This window comes from Amycolatopsis vastitatis (assembly GCF_002234595.1).
GTDB classification, from domain to species: domain Bacteria; phylum Actinomycetota; class Actinomycetes; order Mycobacteriales; family Pseudonocardiaceae; genus Amycolatopsis; species Amycolatopsis vastitatis.
In genome coordinates this window covers 26,705-46,137 of the sequence record NZ_NMUL01000053.1, presented here as the reverse complement: position 1 = coordinate 46,137, position 19,433 = coordinate 26,705, and the positions used below count along the sequence as shown (strand labels likewise).

Annotated in this window: 19 protein-coding genes; 12 read left to right on the top strand and 7 right to left on the bottom strand. The window is 72.2% G+C overall.

The features are described 5' to 3' along the window. Positions 1-110: 110 nt before the first annotated feature. Complete coding sequence (locus CF165_RS40585; protein ID WP_167441721.1) at positions 111-545, bottom strand: GNAT family N-acetyltransferase; 435 nt, start codon at positions 543-545, stop codon at positions 111-113. Between the two features lie 36 nt (positions 546-581). Here CF165_RS40585 and CF165_RS40580 point away from each other — a divergent pair, with 36 nt between their 5' ends. Next, the gene (locus CF165_RS40580; protein WP_093952896.1) at positions 582-1,028 is read left to right on the top strand and encodes a GNAT family N-acetyltransferase; all 447 of its coding nucleotides are present in this window, start codon (positions 582-584) and stop codon (positions 1,026-1,028) included. On the opposite strand, the gene CF165_RS40575 is transcribed toward CF165_RS40580, so the two are convergent. Continuing rightward, on the bottom strand, positions 1,006-1,734 hold the full coding sequence (locus CF165_RS40575) for a TetR/AcrR family transcriptional regulator (RefSeq protein ID WP_167441720.1): 729 nt from the start codon (positions 1,732-1,734) through the stop codon (positions 1,006-1,008). The genes CF165_RS40580 and CF165_RS40575 overlap by 23 nt on opposite strands. A 52-nt stretch (positions 1,735-1,786) precedes the next feature. On the opposite strand from CF165_RS40575, the gene CF165_RS40570 reads away from it, so the two are divergent. Further along, entirely contained in the window at positions 1,787-3,232 is a 1,446-nt protein-coding gene (locus CF165_RS40570; RefSeq protein ID WP_205661118.1) for an MFS transporter, read from the top strand. On the opposite strand, the gene CF165_RS40565 is transcribed toward CF165_RS40570, so the two are convergent. After that, entirely contained in the window at positions 3,229-4,032 is an 804-nt protein-coding gene (locus tag CF165_RS40565; RefSeq protein ID WP_240522024.1) for a PaaX family transcriptional regulator, read from the bottom strand. The genes CF165_RS40570 and CF165_RS40565 overlap by 4 nt on opposite strands. A gap of 120 nt (positions 4,033-4,152) precedes the next feature. On the opposite strand from CF165_RS40565, the gene CF165_RS40560 reads away from it, so the two are divergent. The 8 genes from CF165_RS40560 to CF165_RS40525 all read left to right on the top strand — a co-directional run bounded on the left by CF165_RS40560 (position 4,153) and on the right by CF165_RS40525 (position 14,926). Beyond that, entirely contained in the window at positions 4,153-5,463 is a 1,311-nt protein-coding gene (locus tag CF165_RS40560; RefSeq protein ID WP_093952894.1) for an MFS transporter, read from the top strand. Next, positions 5,460-6,812, top strand: coding sequence for an alpha/beta fold hydrolase (locus tag CF165_RS40555; protein ID WP_093952893.1), 1,353 nt, complete (start codon positions 5,460-5,462; stop codon positions 6,810-6,812). The genes CF165_RS40560 and CF165_RS40555 overlap by 4 nt, the downstream gene beginning before the upstream one ends. A 134-nt stretch (positions 6,813-6,946) precedes the next feature. Beyond that, positions 6,947-8,566, top strand: a complete 1,620-nt coding sequence (locus CF165_RS40550) for a S1 family peptidase (RefSeq protein ID WP_093952892.1) — start codon at positions 6,947-6,949, stop codon at positions 8,564-8,566. Beyond that, positions 8,563-10,743 carry a serine/threonine-protein kinase gene (locus CF165_RS40545; protein ID WP_093952891.1) on the top strand — a complete coding sequence of 727 codons (2,181 nt, stop codon included), beginning with the start codon at positions 8,563-8,565 and terminating at the stop codon, positions 10,741-10,743. Before CF165_RS40550 ends, CF165_RS40545 begins: the two co-directional genes overlap by 4 nt. 25 nt (positions 10,744-10,768) lie before the next feature. Continuing rightward, the gene (locus tag CF165_RS40540) at positions 10,769-12,169 is read left to right on the top strand and encodes a VWA domain-containing protein (RefSeq protein ID WP_093952890.1); all 1,401 of its coding nucleotides are present in this window, start codon (positions 10,769-10,771) and stop codon (positions 12,167-12,169) included. After that, entirely contained in the window at positions 12,166-13,278 is a 1,113-nt protein-coding gene (locus CF165_RS40535; protein ID WP_240522023.1) for a GlnX family signal transduction membrane protein, read from the top strand. The genes CF165_RS40540 and CF165_RS40535 overlap by 4 nt, the downstream gene beginning before the upstream one ends. Next, a complete protein-coding gene (locus tag CF165_RS40530) occupies positions 13,275-14,600 on the top strand; it encodes an ABC transporter substrate-binding protein (protein WP_093952889.1) in 1,326 nt (441 codons plus the stop codon). Before CF165_RS40535 ends, CF165_RS40530 begins: the two co-directional genes overlap by 4 nt. After that, a complete protein-coding gene (locus CF165_RS40525; RefSeq protein WP_093952888.1) occupies positions 14,597-14,926 on the top strand; it encodes a CU044_2847 family protein in 330 nt (109 codons plus the stop codon). Before CF165_RS40530 ends, CF165_RS40525 begins: the two co-directional genes overlap by 4 nt. 12 nt (positions 14,927-14,938) lie before the next feature. Here the strand turns inward: CF165_RS40525 and CF165_RS40520 are convergent, their stop codons facing one another. Beyond that, entirely contained in the window at positions 14,939-15,331 is a 393-nt protein-coding gene (locus tag CF165_RS40520) for a hypothetical protein (RefSeq protein WP_093952887.1), read from the bottom strand. Positions 15,332-15,460: 129 nt separating this feature from the next. On the opposite strand from CF165_RS40520, the gene CF165_RS40515 reads away from it, so the two are divergent. Continuing rightward, the gene (locus CF165_RS40515; RefSeq protein ID WP_093952886.1) at positions 15,461-16,666 is read left to right on the top strand and encodes a glycoside hydrolase family 5 protein; all 1,206 of its coding nucleotides are present in this window, start codon (positions 15,461-15,463) and stop codon (positions 16,664-16,666) included. On the opposite strand, the gene CF165_RS40510 is transcribed toward CF165_RS40515, so the two are convergent. Continuing rightward, positions 16,656-17,519 carry an acetylxylan esterase gene (locus CF165_RS40510; protein WP_158226906.1) on the bottom strand — a complete coding sequence of 288 codons (864 nt, stop codon included), beginning with the start codon at positions 17,517-17,519 and terminating at the stop codon, positions 16,656-16,658. The two genes, CF165_RS40515 and CF165_RS40510, sit on opposite strands and share 11 nt — an antisense overlap. Here CF165_RS40510 and CF165_RS40505 point away from each other — a divergent pair. Beyond that, positions 17,479-18,180, top strand: coding sequence for an ROK family protein (locus CF165_RS40505; protein WP_240522022.1), 702 nt, complete (start codon positions 17,479-17,481; stop codon positions 18,178-18,180). The genes CF165_RS40510 and CF165_RS40505 overlap by 41 nt on opposite strands. Before the next feature lie 10 nt (positions 18,181-18,190). Here the strand turns inward: CF165_RS40505 and CF165_RS40500 are convergent, their stop codons facing one another. Together CF165_RS40500 and CF165_RS40495 are read right to left on the bottom strand one after the other, a co-directional pair. After that, positions 18,191-18,934: a PIG-L deacetylase family protein gene (locus CF165_RS40500; RefSeq protein WP_093952884.1), complete on the bottom strand. Its 744-nt coding sequence runs from the start codon at positions 18,932-18,934 to the stop codon at positions 18,191-18,193. 122 nt (positions 18,935-19,056) lie between these two features. Continuing rightward, complete coding sequence (locus CF165_RS40495; RefSeq protein WP_093952883.1) at positions 19,057-19,410, bottom strand: hypothetical protein; 354 nt, start codon at positions 19,408-19,410, stop codon at positions 19,057-19,059. Between the last annotated feature and the right edge of the window lie 23 nt (positions 19,411-19,433).

The following is a 19,433-nucleotide window of genomic DNA, read 5'->3' as shown; positions in this document are numbered from 1 at the left end:
TCGTTCATCCCGTCCGGCGACAGGAAAGAGTCGTTCATGACGTCCGGCGCGCCGGTGATCGCCGCGGCGGGTTTGCCGCAGATTCCGGCGCGGGCGCGATTCCGCGCGGCTCAGCGCCGGTAGGCGTAGTGAATGAGTCCCTGGTGGAACTTGCCGACCTTGTCGTACAGCGCGCGAGCCGGAGCGTCTTCCAGGGTGTTCCAGTAGAGGCCCGGGTGGCCGTGCTCCTCGGCGTCCCGCGCCACCCACTCGATCACCGCCGTCGCGACGCCCCGCCGCCGGGCCTCCGGGTCCACGAACAGGTCCGCCAGGTAGCACTTCCCGGAGTACCAGACACTGGCGTGGAACAGGTAGTGCGCGATGCCGGCCATCCTGCCGTCCACCCGCGCGGCGATCCCGCGGATCCGCTCGTCGCCGAGCAGGCGCCGCCAGGTCCGTTCGTAGTCTTCGTCGCGGCGTTCGACGCCGAAGTGGGCGTCCTTGCCGCGGGCCAGCGCCTCCCACTGGTCTCGGTCGGGCTCGGCCAGGAAGCTGATCTCCACCATGGAGCCCATTCTGGCCGCATGGGCAGACTGGGTGGCATGACGACAACCATCAGGCCGGCGGGTACCGGCGACGTCGCGCGGCTCACGGTCCTGCTCGAGCAGCTCGGATATCCGGCCGACGAGGCCAGGGTCCGGGCCCGGCTGGACGACTGGCTGACCGACCCGCGCAGCGTGCTGGTCGTCGCCGAGGCGGACGGCCTGGTTTCGGGGGTCGCCGCGTTCCACGCGATGCCCCTTCTGGAGCACGACGGACGCCGGGGCCGCCTGGTGGCGCTGGTCGTCGACGACTCGTGCCGTGGCCAGGGCGTGGGCCGCGCGCTGGTGGCCGAAGTCGAGCGTGAGGCGCGCCGGCTCGGGTGCCGGGAGCTGGAGGTCACCAGCACCCGGACCCGCGAAGCCGCGCACAGCTTCTACCGCGGCCTCGGCTACGACGACGTCTGCGCCAGGTCGGCCCGGTTCATCAAGCCCTTGGCCGCCGGCTGAGGTTGTCGAGCATCAAGGTGAGCGCGAAGTCGAAGCGGTCGTGCCCGGTGCCGGAGGTCAGTTCGGCCGCGTGGCGCCGGGTGTGCGGGAACTCGGCCGCGGGCAAGGCGCTGAACCGCTCGATGAGCTCTTCCCGGCCGAGCACCCAGTTGTCGTCGTGGTTTCGCTGCCGTTGCCGGACGAGTGAACGTTCCAGGGTGTAGGCGCTGACGTAGAGGGTGAGCGCGTCGAGCGCCCACGCGGCGGCCTGCGGTTCGATGCCGCCGGCGAGCAGGATGGCCAGGATCCCTTCGCCCAGCCGCAGCGTTTCGAGGTGGGTGGGGACCATGGCCAGCGCGGCGCGGGAGACGCCGGGGTACTTCAGGTAGACGTCCCGGAGCTGCGCATAGACGTCGTGGATCTGCTCCCGCCACGACGCCGGGTCGGGCTCGGGCAGCCGGATCTCGGCGCAGAGCCGTCCGACGAGCAGGTCGTCGAGGTCGTCCTTGTTGAGGATGTGCGCGTACAGCGAGGACGGGCCGGTGCCGAGCACCGCGGCGACCCGGCGGATCGTCAGCGCGTCGTAGCCCTCGGTGGCGATGACCTGCAGCGCGGCGTCGGTGATCCGGTCGGCCGTGATGGGGGTCTTCCGCGGCGCCGTCGACGCGGAGTCCGTGGGGAGTCCGGCGTGGCGGGCCGCGCGGCGCTCTCGGGGATCGGTGGGCATGCCCGTCACCCTACCTTGACACGAACTTAGTTCGTAATCTAGAACTTAGTTCGTGACTACTGAACAATGTTCGTCGGAAACGTCCCGCGCGGCTCCGCTTCCGCTCGGCCGGGCCTGGCTGGTCCTGGTGGCCGTGGTCGTCGCCGAGCTCATGGACCTCCTCGACACCAGCGTCGCCAACCTCGCCAGCCCGGCGATCCGCGCCGACCTCGGCGGCGGCCCGATGACCCTGCAGTGGGTCCTGTCCGGCTACACCGCGGCGTTCGCCCTCGGCCTGGTGACCTCCGGCAGGCTCGGCGACGTGCTCGGCCGCCGCCGGCTGTTCCTGCTCGGCATGTCCGGCTTCACCCTCGCGTCGCTGGCCTGCAGCCTCGCGCCCAGCGCCGGGTTCCTCGTCGCCGCCCGCGTGGTCCAGGGCCTGTGCGGGTCCGTGATGATCCCGCAGGGCATGGCGCTGGTGAAGATCGTCTTTCCGCCCGCGCACCTGCGCAAGGCGCTGATGCCGATGGGCCCGATCATGGGACTGGCCACGGTGGCCGGGCCGATCCTCGCCGGCTGGCTGCTGCACCTGGACCCGTTCGGCAGCCGGTGGCGCTCGATCTTCCTGATCAACGTCCCGTTCGGCGTCCTCGCCGCCGCGCTCGGCTGGGGCGTTCTCCCGCGAAACGGCGGCGAGGACCGCGGCGCCCGCCTCGACCCGCGTGGCGTCGGCCTGCTCACCGCCGGTTCGGCACTGCTGATCGTGCCGCTCATCCAGGGACGCGACCTGGGCTGGCCCGCGTGGACCCACGCGATGATCGCGGCCGCGCTGGTGGCTTTCGGCCTGTTCGCCGTGTCCGAACGCCGCAGCCGCCACCCGGTCGTCACGCCGTCGCTGTTCGGCAAGCGCGGCTTCGTGGTGGGCCTGCTGATCGTCGGCGGGTTCTACGCCGCGCTCAGCGCGTTCGTCCTGGTCGTCAACCTGCTGCTCCAGTCGGGGCTGGGCTGGACACCGCTGGACGCCGGTCTCGCGCTGATCCCCTGGGCGGCGGGGACCGCGCTCGCCACGCTGGCCTCCGGCGCGGTGCTCGCCGAAAAGCTCGGGCGCGCCGGCCTGCACCTCGGGCTGTCCGTCACCGTCGCCGGCCTGCTCGCGCTCTGGTGGTCCACCGCGCACTGGGGCGAAGCCATCACCGCGGGCAGGCTGGCGCCGGCGTTGCTCGTGACCGGAGCCGGTTCCGGGCTGCTGTTCATCCCCCTGTTCGACTTCATCCTCGGCGAAGCCACCGCCGAGGAGGTCGGGACCGGCGCCGGCCTGCTCAACGCCGCCCAGCAGTTCGCCGGCGCGATCGGCGTCGCCGCACTCGGCACCGTGTTCTTCGCCCGCGCCGGGCAGCCGTCCCCGACGTCCTTCCTCGCCGCCGCCGAACTGGTTTTCGGCCTCTGCGCCGGCGTCTGCCTGCCGGCACTGGCACTGGTCGGGCTCCTGCCGAAGCACGCCCAGCCAGCCCCGCACTAACCGGTGACGGCGAGCGTGTCGAGCACCGCTCCGGCCTCTTTCGCCGCTCCTTCGCGGAGACTCTCGTCGAGCTTCCGGAACAGGCGTTCGGCCCGCTCGGCGGGCCAGCCGCCGGGCAGGTGCTCGGCCGGCAGGTGCGGGTCCCGGCGGATGACCTGCAGCCAGTCGGTGTGCAGCACCAGCTGCCGGGTGAGGTCGTCCGGCCACGGCGACCGCGCGGTGTCCCACTTCGCCAGGAAGTCGAGGTAGCGCGCCTCGATCGTCTTCGTGTCGAACGCCTTGCGGACCAGTTCGGCGGATTCCGTCGGCTTCGCGGGGCGTGCCGTCAGGACCGTGACGTGCCCGGCGAGGTCGAGCTGCTCGATGATGGCCGTGACGTCGCGGCTGCCCGCGGCGACCCACAAGCCGTTCTGCAGCGGGCCGAAGCCCTCCCAGGTCAGCTGGGTGCGCAGGTCGTGACGGTCGCCGCGGCGGCTGTCCGGGAGCGAAAAGCCCACCAGCGTCCAGTCGCCGTCTCCCGCGCGGTTGACCGCGCCCGTCTCCCAGACCCGGCGGCGGCCGTCCTCGAGCACCGCGGCCAGGCGCGGGCTGAGTCCGAAGTAGACCTTCCGGCCGTCGCGGTGGCGGGTCAGCAGCCCGCGGCTCGCCATCCGGGTCAGCGTGGAACGGACCGCCTCCTCCGAGACGCCGATCCGCGCGAACACCTCGATCACGCTGCCCGAGGAGACCGCCACCGCCCGGCCGAGCACGTGGATGCCGAGGAAGGTCAGCATCACGGACTTCACGCGGGGCGTCTCCACCCCACGAGCGTAGCTCCCGGCCGGACGTCAGTTGATATTGTGCAGATTCTTGACGGCCGTCACTCCGGTGACTAACGTGATCCCGGCCACGACGGCCCACCCCCAAAGACGAGGGTCCCCATGAGCACTCAGCTCCGCAGAGCGGTCACGTCGAGCTTCCTCGGCAGCCTCATCGAGTACTACGACTTCCTCCTCTACGCCACGGCCAGCGCGGTCGTCTTCGGCAAGGTCTTCTTCGCCGACCTCGATCCGGCGCTCGCCACGGTCGCCAGCTTCGGCACGTTCACCACCGGCTACCTCGCCCGGCCGCTCGGCGGCCTGCTGTTCGGCCATTTCGGCGATCGCCTGGGCCGCAAGCGGATGCTCGTGCTCACCATGAGCCTGATGGGCGTCGCGAGCTTCCTCATCGGCCTGCTCCCCGGCTACGCCCAGATCGGCGCCCTCGCCCCGCTCGGCCTGGTGCTGCTCCGCGTCGTCCAAGGCGTCGCGGTCGGCGGCGAATGGGGCGGTGCCGTCCTGATGTCGGCCGAACACGCGAAATCACGCCGGGGCCTGTGGGCCGGCTTCACGAACGCCGGCGCGCCGAGCGGCATGGTCGTCTCGACGCTCGCGATGTCCGGCACCGCCGCCTTCACCTCCGAGGCGGACTTCCTCGCGTGGGGCTGGCGGATCCCGTTCCTGTTCAGCATCGTCCTGCTCGCGATCGGCTTGTTCGTCCGCTCGCGCGTCGAGGAAACGCCGGCGTTCCTGGCCACGCAGAAGGAAAAGCGGCGCCGCATCCCGCTGGTCTCCGTGCTGCGGGAGCACCCGCGGGCACTCGTGCTGGGCGTGGGCGTCGGGCTTTCCGCGTTCGTCGTCCAGGCGACGCTGACCACGTTCGTCCTCGCTTACGGTGTCCGGCAAGGACATCCCCGGCAGGAGGTGCTCAACGCGCTCACCCTGTCCTCGGCCTGCGCGGTGGCCGGCATCCTGCTGTGGTCCGCGCTGTCCGACCGCGTCGGGCGCCGCCCGGTCGTGCTGGCCGGCGTGGTCCTGATGGCGGGGTTCGGGTTCCTGCTGTTCCCGATGGTGCGCAGCGGCAGCGGGCTGCTGCTCGTCCTGGCGCTGGTGATCGGCCAGGGCGTGATCCACCCGATGATGTACGGGCCGCTGGCCGCCCTCTACACCGAGCTCTTCGCCACCGAAAACCGGTACACCGGCGCGTCGCTGGGGTACCAGCTCGCCGGGCTCGGCGCCGGGTTCGCCCCGCTGATCTTCGCCCAGCTCCAGCGCGGCAGCACGTCGACCGCGCCGGTCTCGTGGACGATCGCCGCGTTCTGCCTCCTGTCCGCCGTCTGCCTGCTGGCACTGCGGGAGACCAGCCACCGCTCGATCACGCCGGACGAACCGGCACTCACCCTGGCGGACCAACGGGAAGGACACCGCGCATGAGCACGTGGCCACGCCGGATCGGCACGCTCGTCGCCGCGACACTGACCGCGATCGGGCTCACGACAGGGGTCTCCGCGCACGCCGCGACCCCCGCGCACTACACCGGGCTCCTGCCGGACGGCGCGAGCTGGGTGGCCGACGTCCCGGACGCGTGGAACGGCACCGTCATCCTCTACAGCCACGGCTTCGGCCCGCTCGTGGCGCGCGACGCGCCCGACGAGCCGACCGGGCAGGCCCTGCTCGCCGACGGCTACGCGCTGGTCGGCTCCTCCTACAGCGGGCCGTCGTTCTGGGCGCTCAGCTCCGCAGTCGGTGACCAGTTCGCTTCGCTGGACGCGCTCACCCAGCGGATCGGCAAGCCCCGGCGCACCATCGCGTGGGGCACGTCGATGGGCGGGCTGGTCAGCGCCCTCGAAGCCGAGTCCGGCGGCCACCGGCTCGACGGGGCCCTGACCACCTGCGGCCTGGTCGCCGGCGCGCTCAACCTCAACAACTACCAGCTCGACGGGGAGTATGCGCTTTCCCGGCTGCTCGGCCCGGCACAGCCGGTCAAGCTGGTCCGCTACGCGAGCGCGGACGAAGCGGGCGCGGCGGCCGCGTCGCTGACCAAGCTCGTCTCCGACGCGCAGGGCACCGCGGCGGGCCGGGCCCGGATCGCCCTCGGTGCCGCGCTGATGAACATGCCGACGTGGCTGACCGGTCCCGCGGCGCCGACCGACTACGCGGGCCAGGAACAGCAACAACAGCAAGCCCTGACGCAGTTCGTGCTCGGCTTCGTCGTTTCCGGTCGCTACCAGATCGAACTCGCCGCCGGCGGGAACAGCGCGTTCAACGCGGGCGTCGACTACCGGTCGCTGCTGGCCGGAAGTGCCCTGTCCCGGCAGGTCCGCGCCCTGTACCGCGAGGCGGGGCTGGACCTCGACGCCGACCTGGCGAACCTGACCCGCCACGCGGACGTCACACCCGACCCGCGGGCCGTCGGCACCCTCGCCCGCACGTCGATGGTGACCGGACGCCTCCGCGTGCCGGAACTGACCATTCACACCACGTCGGACCAGCTGGTCCCGGTCGAACAGGAGAGCTGGTACGCCCGCCGCGTACGGGCTGCGGGCCAGGAACGCTTGCTGCGCCAAGCTTTCGTCGACGCGCCGGGCCACTGTGCCTTCCAGCCGTCGGAAACGATCGCCGCGCTCCACGCCCTCGAGTCCCGCGTCGAAACCGGCCGGTGGACCGAAACCACGCCGGAGAAGCTGAACGCGGCGGCGGCCGCGCTCGGCACCCCGGGCCGTTACCTGCGCTTCGCCCCGGCCCCGCTCACCGGCGGACTCGGGCAGCCCGGGCGCCGGTGAATCGACGAAAAGAAATCGCCACTCGCGATTTCCGGGGAATGGGCACTCCATCCGGGTGAGTCCATTGCTCCGCCCCGGGGCTGGTTAGGCGAAAACGCGTCAGCGGATACCTGCGGCGGCGTAGGGTCCGGCCGATGGAGTGGGCGGCGGAGCGACGCCGGTGGCGAGTCCGGCTGGGTGACGACCGGGGCCGTATTCACGGCGCCGGCCTGATGCTCGACGACCGGCACCTGCTCACCTGCGCGCACGTGGTCGAGAGCTGCGGCGGGCGGGACGCGCGGGTCGCGGTCGACTTCGTCGGCGTCGCCGGCACTCCCTCCGGGTGGGCCGGCGTCGTGGCGGACGGCTGGGTGCCGCCGACCGACGACGGCGGCGGGGACATCGCCCTCCTGCGCCTGGAAGAGCCGGCGACCGGCGTGGGCGGCGCGCGGCTGCACCGGATGTCCCTGCGCGACGACCAGCCGGTGCGTGCCTACGGCTTCCCGGACGGCGCGGACGACGGCGCGTGGACGCTGGGCGAGCTCGCGGGCGAGGGCGGCCCGGGCGGCGAGTGGGTGCAGCTGGACAACACCTCCGGTGTCCGGGTCGGGCCGGGATTCAGCGGCACGGCCCTGCTCGACCGGGAGACCGGCGCCGTCGTCGGCATGATCGTCAGCCGCTACACCGGCGAGGACGGCCGGGTCGCGTGGATGATCCCGGTCGAAACGATGCTCGGCCACCTGCCCCGGCTGCGGGAGTGGTCCACCGGCGAACCCGCCGTCGACGACAGCTTCATCCAGCCGGGCGACGCCTCCGACGACGCCGCCGACGTGGCGTTCACGCAAAAGGTGGTGACCTGGCTGAACCGGACCGGCTCCGGCAGCGTCTGGGCGGTCGTCACCGGCGACGACGAGTCGGCGATCACGAAGGCCCTCCGGGTGACCGTCGTGCACGCCGACCGGGAACGCTCGGTCAGTGCTCCGCAGTTCCCCCGGGGCGCCGGCGATCCACCCCCGCCGGGCGCGGTCGACCTCGCCGTGGACGCGCGGGGCAGGTCCGCCGGCGAAGTCGGCGACCGCATCAAGGAGCGGCTGAAGCTCGACGACCTGGGCTCCGCGCGCGACTGCACGGTGGTCATCGACGGCGTCGACAGCGCCGCCGAACCGCTCCCGCTGGTGGACGAGGTGGTCACCGCGCTGGCCGGACGGGCGGCCCGGCGCGGCGTCCGGCTGCTGCTGGCGTTCCGCCGGGAGTCGTCGCCGTCGTGGAAGGCCGTGCGCTCCCTCGTCGAGGCCGGGCTGGGCGAGCGTCTCGACGCGCTGAGCAAGGACATCGACCAGCTCGCCGCGTTCGAGGAAGTCCAGTTCATCCTGGCGAAGCGCTACACCGGCGTAGCGGGGGCGAGCCGGCGCGCGACGCGGCTGCGCAGCGGGTTCAACCAGTTCCGCGGCGCCCAGGCCGACGGCGACCTCGACTGGGTCGAGCGCAACCTCGCCGACTTCGAGCGGCGGGTGAGCCGAGCGGTCGAGGCCGGGCGCGGATGGCGGGCCGACCTCGACGGCCGGGACGCCCGGCTCACGGAACTGCGGGCCCTGCTGGCGTGCTACGCCGAAATGTCGGCCGCCCGCGGTCTGATCGAGGACCCGCGGCTCGAGCAGTTGTACCGCCCGGCCGAAGAAGCGCTGTTCAAACCGCCGTTCAGCCTGGCCGCGGCCGATCAGGCGGTGCAGGCCTACGTGGCCGCGGTGCGCGACCGGCTGGAGGACCGCCCGTGACGGCGTGCCCGAGGGAAGCCTGCACCGGCACCATCGGCCGGACCGGGTACTGCGTCCAGTGCGGGTTCAAGCCGCCGGAGCCCGGGGAGCCGGACGGCGCCGAGCCGACGACACCCGTGGACCGGCCGGCGGACACCGTGGTCACGGACGACCGGCAGGGCACCGATGGCGAGGCATGGCCGCCGGTGATCCCCGTGCCCCGCCCGGCCGGCGAGGTGACCGACCGGCCGGAAGTGCCCGAAACGGAACGGTTCTGCGGGAAGCTCGGCTGCGGCATGCCGGTCGGCCGGTCGCTGCCCGGGCAGCCGGGGACCGAGGAGGGCTTCTGCCCCTACTGCGGCAGCCGGTTCTCCTTCGTCCCGCGGCTGCGGCCCGGCGACCGGGTGGCGGGCCGCTACGAAGTCGAAGGCTGCATCGGGCACGGCGGCCTCGGCTTCGTCTACCGCGCGACCGACGACCGGCTCCACCGGCCGGTCGCGCTCAAGGGCCTGATCGACGTCAACAACACCGCCGCGGTGCGGATCGCGGAGAACGAGAGCGAGGTGCTCGTCGCCCTCGAGCACCCGAACATCGTGCGGATCTTCGACGTGGTGACCCACGACGACTGCCGCTACATCGTGATGGAGTACGTCGCCGGGCTTTCGCTGCGCGAAGTGAAGAACCGGGGCCGGGCGCTGCTGGCTCCCGAGGAGAGCCGGCTGCTGACCGAGCACGTCGTGGACTACGGCCGGGAAATCCTCACCGCGCTGGCCTACCTGCACGACCAGGGGCTGCTGTACTGCGACATGAAGCCGGACAACGTCATCCGCGGCGAGCAGCGGATCAAGCTGATCGACTTCGGCGGGATCCGGCGGATCGACGACCACGAGAGCCCGTGGGTCGGCACCCGGCTCTACCAGGCCCCGGACCAGGAACTGCGCCGGCACGGGCTGACCGTCCGGTCCGACGTCCACACCGTCGGCAAGACGCTGCGGGAGCTGTTCGGCGCCAGCGACGGGGCACTGCCGGGCGCGCGAAGCGGCCCGATCGCCTTCGGCATCCGCAGCCTCCGGCACGTCCTGGACCGGGCGACGGCGCCGTACGAGCAGCGCTTCGCCACCGCACGGGAGATGCTCGTCCAGCTGGACGGCGTGCTCAACGAGATCCGGTCGTTGCGCGACCGCGAACCCCGGCCGGTCGTCTCGACGTTGTTCAGCGAACCCGCGGTGCTGCTGGACGCCGGCCTCGGCGGGCCACCGCCCCTGGAGCACTGGACCGCCGGCGTCGGGCTTTCCCTGGGCGCGCGGCCGTCGCCGCGGGACATCGCGCTCGGGCTGCCGGTACCCCGGGAAGACCCGCACGACCCGCAGACCGCGTTCCTGCACACCGTCCGCGCGCCGGACGCCGGCCGGCTGCTGAAGAAGCTGGAGCGGGCCGATTCCTCGGTCGAGGTCGAATTCCGCAGGCTGCGCGCGCTGCTCGAACTGTCCGAAGTAGACCAGGCAGGCGAGCGCCTGACAGCTGCCGAGCGACGGCTCGCCGACCGCGCCGGGCACGACTGGCGCTTCCACTGGCACCGCGGCCTGATCGCTTTGGCCGGCGGCGACGTCGGGACCGCGGCCGAAAACTTCGAAGCGGTGTACCGCGACATTCCCGGCGAGGAGACACCGAAACTCGCGCTGGGCCTGTGCGCGGAGCACACCGGCGAGGACCCGGAACCGTTCTACGACGCCTTGTGGGTGCACCGGGGCCAGGTGAACGCCGCGTTCGGGCTGGCCAGGGTCGCGCTCGCGCGCGGCGACCGCGACCGCGCGGTCAGCCTGCTCGACGAGGTCCCGGAGTTTTCACGGCACGACGAGGCGGCCCGGATCGCCGGGGTCCGGGTGCTGGCCGGGCGCCTGCCGAACGGCGCCACGCCTTCCGAAGACGAACTCCGGAAAGCCGACGAACGCCGGTCCGGCATGGAACTCGGCGAGGCGGCCGGCCTCCGGCTGCGGGCGCTCCTGCTGCAGACGGCGATCGACGTCCACGGCGAGCTCGAAAAGCCGCTCTGCGGGGTGGAACCGACGCGGAAGGGCCTCCGTGCCGGGCTGTCGGAGGCGCTGCGCGGGCTGGCGTGGCTGGCGCCCGGCAGCAGGCACGCGCACGAAGTCCTCACCGACCTGGCCAACGCGACCAGGCCGGCGAGCTGGATCTGAGCGGGAACGAGGGGAGCCGGCGGCGATGAGCGGGACCGAGCTGAGCATCGAGGTGCACCAGCAGAAGTTCCTGGCCGAGGGGGAAACCGCGATGCACGCGATCGTGACGGTGACCGCCCGCGGTGGCCCCGGGGAGCCGGGCGACGGCGCCGCGGAAGTGCTGCTGATCGACTGCTCCAGCTCGATGCGCCACCCCCGCACGAAGATCGAGGAGGCGAAACGGGCGGCCGCGGCGGCGATCGACGTCCTGCCCGACGGTGTCCTGTTCGCCGTCGTGCGGGGCACCGAAACCGCGTCGACGGTGTACCCGCCCGGCGACCGGCTCGTCGCGGCGTCGGCGGAGACCCGGCGCGCGGCGCGGAAGGAGATCGCGCGCCTGACCGCCTTCGGCGGCACCGCGATGGGCCGGTGGCTCGACCACGCGAAGGGGCTGTTCGACCAGCACGCCGGCACGGTTCGCCACGCGATCCTGCTCACCGACGGCCGGAACCAGTCGGAGTCGCACGAATCCCTGGTCAGCGCGCTCGACTCGTGCGAAGGGCGGTTCGTCTGCGACGCCCGCGGGGTCGGTGACGAATGGCTGCCCGGCGAACTCACCGAGATCGCCAAGGCCCTGCGGGGCAGCGTCGACTCCGTCGTCGAGCCGCGGGAGCTGACCGAGTCCTTCCGGAGACTGGTCGGCGCGGCGCTCACGAAGGTGCTGCCCGAGGTCCGGCTGCGGATCGGCACGATGGGCTACAGCTCGCTGCGGTTCGTCAAGCAGGTGCACCCCAACGAGTACGACCTGACGGACCGCTGCCTCCGTGCGGGTGACGGCGAAGTGGTGCTGTCGCTGGGTTCCTTCTCCGGCAAGGAATCCCGGCACTACCACCTCCGCGTCGACCTCGACGAAACGCTGAAACCGAGTTACGAAGAGGACCGTCAGCTCGCCTGGGTCGGGTTCGAGGAGGTGGCCGGCGCGCGCACGAACGGACCGGCCGCGGTGCTCGGCCGGTGGACGCACGACCCGGCGCAGCTCACCGGCGTGGCGGACATGATGACGTACTTCACCGCGCAAGCCGAACTCGCGGAGGCGGTCGCCGCGGGCGGGGACGCACTGGCCGCGGGCCGGGCTTCGGACGCCGAACGAGCGTGGAGTGCCGCTGCCCGGCTCGCCGCCGAGCAGGGCAACGAAGAGATCCTCGACCGCCTGCGCAACGTCGTCGAGATCCTCGACGACGGCACCGGGAAGGTCCGGCTGCGCCCCGACGCCGGCCGCAGCGCCGTCCTCCACCTGCTGATCTCCACCGTGTCCCGGATCGGTCCGGCACCGAAGCCGGCGCCGGAGGGACCGCCGGTCGCCTGCCCGGAGTGCCGGCAGCTGTCCCCGGCGGGAGCGCGGCTCTGCCAGTTCTGCCGGGCCCCGCTCGGCGAGGCGGCGACGTGACCGCGCCCGCCGAGGCACCGCCGCTGCGTCCGACCCGCACGCGGGTGCGGCTGGTCCGCACGCTCGTGGTGTTGCTCGCGACGACGCTGGTGGTCCTCGCGACGGCGCTGGGGGCCGTGCTCAGCGTCCTCGACGCCGCCCGGACCGTGCGGGACCACACGACCGAGGCGGTGCTGGAGGTGGCGGCCGCCCGTACCGCGCTGGGGGAAGCCGACCTGGCCGCGAGCGAATCCTTCCGCACGGGCGAAGCGAAGCTGGCCGGGCCGGGACAGGACTTCGCCAACGACCTCGCCGGGGCGAGCCAGAGCCTGGCCAAGGTGGCCGAGGCCAACCAGGCCGGGGCCGCGGGCACCGGCATCCTGCAGGTGGTGGCGGGGCTGGTCGCGGCCTACTCCGGTGCGGTCGGGCAGGCCGACGCGCACTTCCGGCAGCCGGGCAACGAGGTACTGGGCGTGGCCGACCTGTGGTACGCGTCGCGGCTGCTGCACGGCCCGGACGGCGTCCTCGCCCAGCTGACGACGTTGCAGAGGCTCGAGCGGGCCGAGCTGGACCACCAGCTCGAAGACGGGATGGGCCCGGCACTGCTGCCGTGGTGGCTGCTCGTCCCGGCCACGTCGGTGGTCCTGCTCGCCGGCACCCAGTGGTACCTGTGGCGCCGGTTCCGGCGCCGGTTCAACCTGCAGCTGGTGGGCGCGACCGCGCTGACCGTGGGCGTGGGCGTCACCCTCGCCGTCGCGCTGGGACTGCAGCTGCGGCTCGACGACGTCCGCGCCCGGATCGACACGGTGCTGGCCGACCGGCAGAGCAGGATCACCGCCGCGGACGTCGCCGGGCAGACCGAGCTGGCCACGCTGCTGGCCCGCCACTGCGTCCCGGCGCCCGGCTGCGGCAGCACCGTCGCGAACTTCACCGCCCAGCCGCGCTTCGCCGCGACCCCCGCCGGCGAAGCCGCGATCGACGCGGGCACCGAAGACGTGCTCGCCCGCGCCCGCGACGCGGCCGACTCCCGCGGGATCGAGTACCTGGCCCCGGCCTTCTCGATCGCCACGCTCGGCCTGATCGCCTGGGGCCTGTCCCGCCGCATCGACGAATACCGGTACCACGCATGAAGAATCCACTGTGGACGAAACTTCCGCTGCTCGCCCTGGTCGTGCTGCTGCTCGGCGCGAACGCCTGCGGGACGGGCGGCCCCGGCCGGGTCATCGTGCTGGCGTCCTGGACCGGCGCCGAGGAGGCCGACTTCCGCACGGTGCTCCGGGCGTTCACCTCGGCCACCGGCATCGAGTTCGACTACCAGGGCACCCGCGCGCTGGACCAGGTGCTCGCCTCCGACGTCCGGCACGGCACGACCCCCGACGTCGCGGTGCTGCCGAACCCGGGAGCGCTCGCGACCTACGCCCGGGGCGGCAAGCTCGAGCCGCTGGACACGCTGCTCGGCCCGCAGCCGGGGTACCCCCAGCAGTGGCGGGACCTGGAGAAGGCCGGCACCGGGCGGCAGTACGCGGTCGCGGTCAAGGCCGACCTGAAGAGCGCGATCTGGTACGACGTCACCTCCCTGCCCGGCGCCAAGCCCCGGACCTGGGACGACCTGGTCGCGCTCAGCCGCGACCTCACCGCCGCCGGCCGCACGCCGTGGTGCCTGGGCATGGGCGCGCCGCCGATCTCCGGCTGGCCGGGGACGGACTGGATCGAGGACATCCTGCTGCACTCGGCCGGTCCCGATCTCTACCGGCAGTGGGTGGCGGGCGAGCTGCCGTGGACCTCCCCGGCCGTGCGCCGGGCGTGGACCGATTGGGGCACGCTGGTCGCGGTGCCGGGCGCGGTCCGCGGCGGTGCCTCCGCGGCGCTGCTGACCGACTTCGGCGACGCCGGGCGCGGGCTGTTCACCCGCCCGGCCGGGTGCCTGCTGGAACACCTGGCTTCGTTCGCCATGCGCGGTTACCTGGGCATGAAACGCGCCGACGGTACCGCGCCCCGGCCGGAGCGCGATTTCGACTTCTTCCCGTTTCCCGGGCCGGCGGTGTCGGAGGTGTCCGCCGACCTCGCCGCGATGTTCCACGACACCCCGCAGGCGCGCGCGCTGATGAAGTACCTCGCCTCGGACGAGGCCCAGCGGATCTGGCCCGGCCTCCACCGGGGCAGCGTGTTCTCGATCGACCGCAACGTCGGCGGCGTCTACGACGACGACGTGAGCCGCAAGGTTTCCTCGACGTTGACCTCCCAGCGCCAAGCCCAGCAGCTGCTGTGCTTCGACGCCTCCGACCTGATGCCGGCCACGATGACCGCGGCGTTCTACCGGGCGGTGCTGGAGTACCTCAACGACCCCGCCCGGCTGGACCAGCTGCTGGCGGACCTGGAAACCGTCCGCAAGAGCGTCCCCGCCGGCGAATGGTTGAACGTCCCATGTGGACAGTCCAAGGAGGAGAAGTGACAGAGCTGGCACGGTTCGAGCTGCAGCAGGGCGGCGACGTGGTGGTCGAGGTCGACACGGGACCGGCGACCACCCGGGTTTCCCGGCGCGAAGACCTGGTGCTCGAAGCGAAGGTGTCGTTCGAGCGGGCACTGGGCGCCGTGAAGGACGCGGCGTCCGCCGCCCTCGGCCAGTTCCAGGCGATGACCCGCCAGCCGGACGAGGTGGAGATCAAGTTCGGAGTGAAACTGTCCGCCGAGGCGGGTGCGGTCATCGCGAAAACCGGGCTGGACGGCCAGTTCGAGGTGAAGCTCAAATGGACGCGGCCCGCACCCGCCGCGGAATGACCGGCCCGGCCGTCAGGACCGGCTGACCGCGAGGAGGACGACCAGGGTCACGAACGGGGCGGCACCCAGGAGGAACAGGCCGGATCCCGCCCACCACACCGTCCGGGCCCGGATCGCCTTCTTCGCCACGCACAGCGTGGCGAACCCGGCGAGCGCCGCCCAGAGGGCCGGCGCCGCGAACGGGACCGAGGCGGCGATCGCCGAGGCCAGGCCGATGCCGTCGTTGCCGGAGGGCAGCAGGGCGACGATCAGGAGGACCGCGCCGAGGACGAGCCCGGCGAGAACGAGCAGCGCGCCGCCGAGCAGCCTGGCGACGAGCTCCGCGTTCCGGCCGGAGCCGGCCATTTCTTCGTCCACGAGCACCGAGGATAGCCGCCCGTCGTCGGCCGCCGCACTGGCACTCATTCGTCGATTCTTTCGATTTCGATTCCTTCGACATCCGATTCGGCGCCGTGCACAATCCGGGACGTTGACTGCGCGATTCAACCGTGCTGCACTGGTTTTCCCGCCACCCTCGACGGAGAGGAATCGGTCATGCTTTCCCACGCGAGAAAGCTCAAAGTGGTTTTCTTCGCCGTCCTGTCGGTGGTGGCCGCGTCCGTGCCCGTCCTGGCCGGTCAAGCGCCGGCCGGTGCCGCGGTGCAGTCGGCCGCTTCGCAGGTCGTGGCCGACATGGGCGCGGGCTGGAACCTGGGGAACCAGCTGGAAGCCAGCGTCAACGGGGTGCCCGACGAAACGGCTTGGGGCCTGCCGACGGTGACCCAGGCACTCATCGACAAGGTGAAGGCCGCCGGGTTCAAGACCATCCGCATTCCCGTCTCCTACCTGAACTACATCGGACCGGGCCCGGACTACCCGGTCAACGCCTCCTGGGTGAACCGCATCCAGCAGGTCGTCGACTACGCCTACAACCGCGGCCTGTACGTGCTGATCAACATGCACGGCGACGGCTACAAGACCGTCAACGGCTCCTGGCTGATCTGTGATTCCTCCGCCCAGCCGACGATCAAGGCCAAGTACCAGAAGGTGTGGCAGCAGGTCGCCACCCGGTTCCGCGACTACGACCAGCACCTGGTCCTCGAGGCGATGAACGAGGAGTTCGACGGGCAGTACGGCAACCCGACCCAGCCGTGCTACTCGAACATCAACGCCTACGACCAGATCTTCGTGGACACCGTGCGCAAGACCGGCGGCACCAACGGTTCGCGCTGGCTGCTCGTCGCCGGGTGGAACACGAACATCGACTACACCACGGGTAACTACGGCTTCGTGATGCCGGCCGACCAGTACCGGTCTTCGTCCGTTCCGGCCGGTGAACAGCGGCTCATGATTTCCGTGCACTACTACAGCCCCTGGGATTTCGCCGGCGAAGAAAACGGCAATATCACGCAGTGGGGCCGGGGCGCGGCCAACCCGGCGAAGAAGTCGACCTGGGGCCAGGAAGACTACCTCGACGCGCAGCTGAAGGCGGTCTACGACAAGTTCGTCGCCAAGGGGTACCCGGCGGTCGTCGGCGAATACGGGTCGATCGACAAGTCCTCCTTCGATTCGTCGAACAACCGGTACCGCGCGGACTTCGCGCGCGCCATCGTGTCGACGGCCAAGAAGTACGGCGCGGCCACCGTCTACTGGGACAACGGCGCGAACGGCCAGTACGGGTTCGGCCTGTTCGACCGCCGCTCCTTGGCGGTGACCCACCAGGGCATCATCGACGCGATCATGGGCGGCGTCAGAGGCTAGCCCGCAGCCGGCTCAGCTGGTACTCGGAGTGCGCGCGGGGGACGTCGTGGCCGCCGAACGGCGAGACCGCCAGTTCCTTCGGCGCCCGGATCTCGTGGTAGGCCGCGTAGACCGTCGACGGCGGGCAGACCTCGTCCATCAGGCCCACGCTGAGCAGGCACTGGGCGGTGATGCGCCGGGCGAGCAGCGCGCAGTCGACGTACCGCAGCGTGTCCAGTGCCGCGGGCACCAGGTCGACGTGCTGGGCGAGGAAGTCGCTGATCTCCGTGTACGGCGGGCTGCCCGCCACGGTCACCGCCCGCTGGAAGTCGCACAGGAACGGGACGTCGGCGTGGCACACGCGCACCGCGTCGCCACTCAGGGCGGCCGCCGCGAGGGCCAGGCCGCCGCCCTGGCTCACGCCGCGCACCGCGATCCGGTCCGGGTCCGCCCCCGGCAGGCGCGCGGCGACCTCCACCGCGCACACGGCGTCGGTGATCAGCCGCGTGCAGTAGTACGTCAGCGGGTCGGCGATGCCGCGCGTCATCACCCCGGGGAACTCCGGGCCCGACCCGGTCCGTCCGGGATCGCCGGTGGCCCCGACGGTCCACCGGCCGCCCTGGCCGCGAACGTCCATGACGAAGACCGAGAACCCCGCGGACGGCAGCGCCGTGTGGTCCACCGGCAGCCCGCGCCCGCCGCCGTAGCCGATGAAGGTGACCACGAGCGGCGCGGCCTCCTCCCCCGAGCCGGGCGGGCGCAGGTACCAGCCGCGGATGCGGTCCCCGTTCGCCCCCGAGAACTCCACGTCCCACACGGGCAACGGGCCGTACGTGTCCGGCCGGTACCGGACCAGCTCGGCCGGCTTCGCCACGGCGCGCGGCGTCGGCACCACCGCGACGTTCGCCGCGGTCTACATGGGCACCGGGATCGGCTCCGGGCTGCTGGTCAACGGCCTGACCTACCGGGGAGCGAGCGGCAACACCGGCGAGGTCGGGCACATCTGCCTCGACCTGACGGGCCCCGAGTGCTGGTGCGGCGCCCGCGGCTGCCTGGAGGCACTGGCCGGACCGGCCGCGGTGGTCGAGCGCGCCCGCGCGAACCGGCGGCTGGCCCGCGCGGCCGGACTGGCACGCCGGAATTCGGTGCTCACCGACTTCGCCGCCCTCAGCCGCGCGGCCCGGCGTGGTGAGGCCGGGGCTGTCGCGCTGCTGGAGGAGTCCGCACGCTACGTCGCGGTGGCGGTCCGCACCCTCGCCAACGTGATGGACCTGGAAGCGGTGGTCCTGACCGGCCCGAGTTTCGCGATCGCGGGCGCGTCCTACCTCCCGGCGATCCGGGACGAGCTGGAGCGGGCGTTCTTCGCCCGCACCACCCACGTCCCGGAGGTACACCTGTCCCGGGCGGCGGCCACGGCCCCGGCCATCGGCGCGGCGGCGATGGTGCTGCAATCGGAGCTCGTCCCGTTGCACGACGGTCTGCGGCTGCCGGACAAGCTGAACGTCTCCGAGCCGCCGTTGGCCTCACCGGCCTGAGCTGCTCGCCTCAGAACTCCGGAGGCGCCTGGAGGTCGTGCGCGCGGAACAGGACGGCGTGCTCGACCCCCATGGCCTTTCCGCTCATCGCGGCGAACTGCGGGATGAAGTCGGCGGGAGCCGGGTGGTCCGGGAGCGCGGCCAGGTATGCCGTGTGGGCCTCGAGCGAGGCGACGCCGCGGCGCAGCGGCTCGCCCGTGACGTCGACGCCGTGGGTCGCGTCGGTCATGCCCGGAGTGAGGTACCAGCGCGCGGAGTGCGGTTCGAGGCCCTCGTCGTCGATCTGCTCCGGGAACACCCAGCGGTTGCCCGCGTCCCGGATCGCGTCGAGGGTCGCGAGGCCGGCCGCGCGGTGGTCGGCCTGGTCGAAGCCGTACGGCGTCTCGACCTCGAAAGCGCTGCCGAAAACGACGTCGGGCTGGAAGCGGCGGATCTCGCGGCAGATGTCGCGGCGCAGGTCGAGACCGTAGACGAGCACGCCGTCCGGGTGTTCGAGGACCGTCAGGTGCTCGACGCCGACGACCGCGCAGGCGGCCCGCTGCTCGGCGACGCGCAGGCGGGCCGTCTCCTCGGGCGGGTTCGGCATCCCGGCCTCGCCGCGGGTGAGCAGGAGGTAGCCGACCTCGATGCCGCGCGCCGTCCAGCGGGCGACGGCCGCGGACGTGCCGTACTCCATGTCGTCGGGGTGCGCGACGACGCAGAGGACGCGCCGGAAGGATTCCTCGGGAAGGGCAGGCAATGTCATGCCGGCCATGCTTCCACGGCCGGAAAGCACGGCGGGCGGGACCGGCCAGGGACACCTACGCCGGCCCCACCCGCCGTTACCGCGCCGGGGCCGGCTTCCGCACGGACGACGGGCGGCCTCGGCGCGGGGACTCAGCCGCCCTGGCTGGTGCCGCCGTCGGCGATACCGCCCGCAGCGCAGTTGTACGGCGACTCACCACTCGCCTCGTGCTCGCCCGGCGACAGGATCGGCACGCCGATGCCGTTGAGCGAGTCGTGGATCGGGACCTGGACGCCGAGGACGTTGACGTCGTTGCCGCAGACACCGACGGTGCCGTTGACGTTGTGCAGCACGTCGGTGTTGGTCAGGTTCAGCAGCCCGAACTGGCTGCTGGTGCTCCCGTGGTCGTGCTCGTAGCCGTCCGGCGTGTCGGCGGACGCGACGCCACCGGCCAGGAACGCGCCGGCCGCCAGCGCGGTGACGACAAATCCGACCTTCTTCAGCATAGGTTCTCCTCAAAATTCGACAG